The organism is Azospirillum sp. (assembly GCF_035627195.1).
Taxonomy (GTDB): domain Bacteria; phylum Pseudomonadota; class Alphaproteobacteria; order Azospirillales; family Azospirillaceae; genus Azospirillum.
Map to the genome: position 1 here is coordinate 1 of NZ_DASPMG010000008.1, position 3,700 is coordinate 3,700.

The 3,700-nt window shown below is 70.7% G+C and carries 5 protein-coding genes; all 5 read left to right on the plus strand.

The features are described 5' to 3' along the window. A partial coding sequence (locus tag VED21_RS00535) for an aminotransferase class I/II-fold pyridoxal phosphate-dependent enzyme (protein WP_324880348.1) occupies window positions 1-609 on the plus strand: 609 nt, incomplete at its 5' end. After that, complete coding sequence (locus tag VED21_RS00540) at window positions 606-1,250, plus strand: alpha/beta hydrolase (RefSeq protein WP_324880349.1); 645 nt, start codon at window positions 606-608, stop codon at window positions 1,248-1,250. The genes VED21_RS00535 and VED21_RS00540, both read left to right, overlap by 4 nt. Beyond that, on the plus strand, window positions 1,247-2,026 hold the full coding sequence (locus tag VED21_RS00545; RefSeq protein ID WP_324880350.1) for a methyltransferase domain-containing protein: 780 nt from the start codon (window positions 1,247-1,249) through the stop codon (window positions 2,024-2,026). The genes VED21_RS00540 and VED21_RS00545 overlap by 4 nt, the downstream gene beginning before the upstream one ends. Next, window positions 2,023-2,649, plus strand: coding sequence for a dethiobiotin synthase (bioD, locus tag VED21_RS00550; protein WP_324880351.1), 627 nt, complete (start codon window positions 2,023-2,025; stop codon window positions 2,647-2,649). Before VED21_RS00545 ends, bioD begins: the two co-directional genes overlap by 4 nt. Then, window positions 2,646-3,700: adenosylmethionine--8-amino-7-oxononanoate transaminase (bioA, locus tag VED21_RS00555; RefSeq protein ID WP_324880352.1), on the plus strand; the 1,055-nt coding region annotated here is incomplete at its 3' end. The genes bioD and bioA, both read left to right, overlap by 4 nt.

Below are 3,700 nucleotides of genomic sequence, written 5' to 3' on the forward strand. Positions count from 1 at the left end.
CGGGCGGACATCCCGGCGCTGGCCGCCCTTGCCGAGCGCCATGACGCCTTCCTCTACATCGACGAGGCCCACGCCACCGGCGTACTGGGGCCGCGCGGCATGGGGCTGTCGGGCGAGGCGCCGGGCCGCGTCGATCTCATCATGGGCACCTTCTCCAAGGCGCTGGGCGGGTTCGGCGCCTATATCGCCGGCTCGCAAGCGTTGATCGACTATCTCGTCAACCGCTGTTCCGGTTTCATTTACGCCACCGCCCTGCCGCCGGCGGTGCTGGGGGCGATGGACGCCGCGCTGGACCTCGTGCCGATGCTGGAGTCCGAGCGCCGCCATCTTCACGCCCAGGCCGACCGGCTGCGCGCGGCCTGCCGCGACCTGGGCCTCGACACCGGCGCGTCCACCACCCAGATCGTACCGATCCTGGTGGGGGCGGAGGCGCGGGCGCTGGCTCTCAGCCGGCAGTTCGAGGAGGCCGGTATTCTGGGCATCGCCATCCGGCCGCCCACGGTGCCGCCCGGCACCAGCCGTATCCGCTTCTCGCTGAGCGCGGCGCACACGGGCGAGGATGTGAACCAGTTGATCGACGCGGCGGCGCGGGTGGCGGGGCAGGCATGAGACGAACCAAACCCCTTCTCGTCCTCGTCCATGGCTGGGCCTTCGACCACCGGGTGTGGGAGGCCCTTCGCGCCGCCCTGCCGGATTATGACGCGGTTACCGTCGACCTGGGCTTCTTCGGCTCCTCGCAGATGCCGGATCTGCCGGCCGACCGGCCGCTGGTGGCGGTGGGGCATTCGCTGGGCGTCCTGTGGTTGTTGGCCCGCCAGCCCTTCGCCTGGGCGGGGATGGTGTCGATCAACGGCTTTCCGCGCTTCATTGAGGGACCCGATTACGCGCCGGCCGTGGCGCCGCGCGTGTTGGACCGCATGATCGCCCGCTTCTCGCGCGAGCCCGAGGCCGTGGTCGACGGCTTCCGCCGCCGTTGCGGGCTGGCGGCGCCCCGGCCGCACGGCTTCGATAACGCCCGGCTTCTGGAAGGGCTGGAATGGCTGCGCGACCTCGACGCTCGCACCGCTCTGGATGGCCGACCGCTGCTGGCGCTGGCCGGGGCGGAAGATCCCGTCGTGTCGCCGGGCATGGCCGAAATGGCCTTCGGCGTCGTGATCTGGCAGGCGGCGGGGGGGCACCTGCTGCCGCTGACCCACCCCATGTGGTGCGCCGGGCTGATCCGCGCCTTCGTCGAGGGGGTGGTCCCTTGAGCCGCAAGGAGGCAATCTCCGCCGCCTTCGGTGCCGCCGCCGCCACCTATGGGGCCGGCGCCGACGTGCAGCGGGCGGTCGCCGTCAGGCTGGCCGATCGCGTGGCGGCGCTGCCTCGGCCGGCGCGGCCGCGCGTGCTGGAGATCGGCTGCGGCACCGGCTTCCTGACCCAGGCGCTACGGGAACGGCTGGGGGCGGCGGCGTGGACCGTCACCGACCTGTCACCCGCCATGGTGGAGCAATGCCGCGCCACCCTGGGAGACCCCGCCGACACCCGCTTCCTGGTGATGGACGGCGAGCGGCCGACCTTTCCGTCGGCCTCCTTCGACCTTGTCGTCTCCAGCCTTGCCGTGCAGTGGTTCGAGGACCCGGTGCCGGCGCTGGCGCGGCTCGTGGACCTGCTGCGGCCGGGCGGCCATCTTGCCTTCGCCACCCTGGCGGCCGACAGCTTCATCGAGTGGCGCTTGGCCCATGCCGAGCTGGGCCTGGAGGACGGCATGCCGCGCTACGGTTCGGCCCACGATATTCAGCAGGTCTGGCCGCCGGGCGGCCGGGGCCAAGTGGACGAGGAACGCCTGTCCTGGCCCTATCCCAACGGCCGGGTCTTCCTTCAGGACTTGAAGCGCATCGGTGCCCGCTTGCCGGTACCCGGTCATCGGCCACTGCCCGCCGGGGCCTTGCGCCGGGTGCTGCGGGCGTTCGAGCGGCCGGAGGGCGTCACCTTGACGTGGCACATCGCCTACGGACTGTTTCGCCGCGAGGGAGTTTCCGCATGAAAGGCGTATTCGTCACCGGCACCGATACCGGCATCGGCAAGACCTTCGTCGCGGCTTGCCTGGTGCGGGCGTGGCGGGCGGATTATTGGAAGCCGGTGCAGACCGGGCTGAACGAGGACGAGGGCGACACCATTACCGTCGGCCGCCTCGCCGAAGCGGCGCCGGAGCGGCTGCATCCGCCGGCCCACGCTCTCCAAGAGCCGCTGTCGCCGCATCTGGCCGCCGGGCGCGAAGGGGTGAGCCTGTCGCTCGACGACTTCAAGCCGCCGCGGACATCCGCGCCGCTGGTGGTGGAGGGGGCGGGGGGGCTGCTGGTGCCGCTCAACGACGATGCCTTCATCATCGACCTCATCGCCCATCTCCGGTTGCCGGTGGTGTTGGTGGCGCGCTCGACGCTGGGTACCATCAATCATACATTGTTGAGCCTGGAGGCGCTGAAGCGCCGCGATCTGCCGGTGGCGGGGGTGGTGATGAACGGCCCGGCCAACGCCGACAACCGCGCCGCGATCGAACACTTCGGCGGCGTCCGCGTGCTGGCCGAGGTGCCGCCGATGACGGCGACCCCGGAGTCCGTGGCCGAGGTGGCGGTCAAGCTTCCCGCTTTCGAGAGCCTGTTTTCATGAGCCGAGACATCGTCGAACTCGACCGGCGCCACCTGTGGCACCCTTTCACCCAGGCCGCCACCGCGCCCGAGCCGATCCCGGTGGTGCGGGCCGAGGGGGTGAGCCTGTTCACTGCCGACGGGCGTGAAATCCTGGATCTCATTTCGTCGTGGTGGGTGAACCTGCACGGCCATGCCCACCCGGCCATCGTCGAGGCCATCGCCCGGCAGGCGGCGACGCTGGAACAGGTGATCTTCGCCGACTTCACCCATGCCCCGGCCGCCACCCTGGCCGCACGGCTGGCCGGCATCCTGCCCGAGGGACTGACCCGCGTCTTCTTCTCCGACGACGGCTCCACCGCCGTCGAGGTGGCGATGAAGATGGCACGCCAATTCTGGCGCAACCGGGGCGACGGCCGGCGCCGTCGCTATCTGGCGTTCGATGGCGCCTATCACGGCGATACCTTCGGCGCCATGTCGGTGGGCAAGAGTTCCGGCTTTTACGAGCCGTTCCACGATCTGCTGTTCGAGGTTTCGCACCTGGATTATCCCGCCACCTGGGACGGTGACGCGGAGGTGGAGGCCAAGGAGGCGGCGGCGCTGGCCAAGCTCGACGCGTGGCTGGCCGATCATGGCGATGACGTGGCCGCTTTCATCGCCGAACCGCTGGTGCAGGGGGCGGCCGGCATGCGCATGGTGCGGCCCGCGTTCCTGCGCGCCGTGGTGGAACGGGTGCGCGCGGCCGGCGCGCTCGTGATCTTCGACGAAGTGATGACCGGCTTCGGCCGCACCGGTGCCCTGTTCGCCAGTCTGCGCGCCGGCATCGCCCCGGACCTGATCTGCCTGTCCAAGGGGTTGACCGGCGGCTTCCTGCCGCTGTCGGCCACGGTGACGACCGAGGCGATCTACGAAGGCTTCCTCGACGGCTCGTTCGACCGGGCGTTCGCCCATGGGCATTCGTTCACCGCCAACCCGCTGGGCTGTGCCGCCGCCCTGGCGTCGATGGATCTGCTGCTGGCGCCGGAAACCCTGGCCCGGCTCGGCGCCAGCAGCAGATCCATCGACGCCAGGGC

Bases quoted from the DNA above. Each gene is read 5' to 3' on its own strand.
- bioD (WP_324880351.1), top strand. From the start codon at position 2,023: ATGAAAGGCGTATTCGTCACCGGCACCGATACCGGCATCGGCAAGACC.
- VED21_RS00540 (WP_324880349.1), top strand. From the start codon at position 606: ATGAGACGAACCAAACCCCTTCTCGTCCTCGTCCATGGCTGGGCCTTC.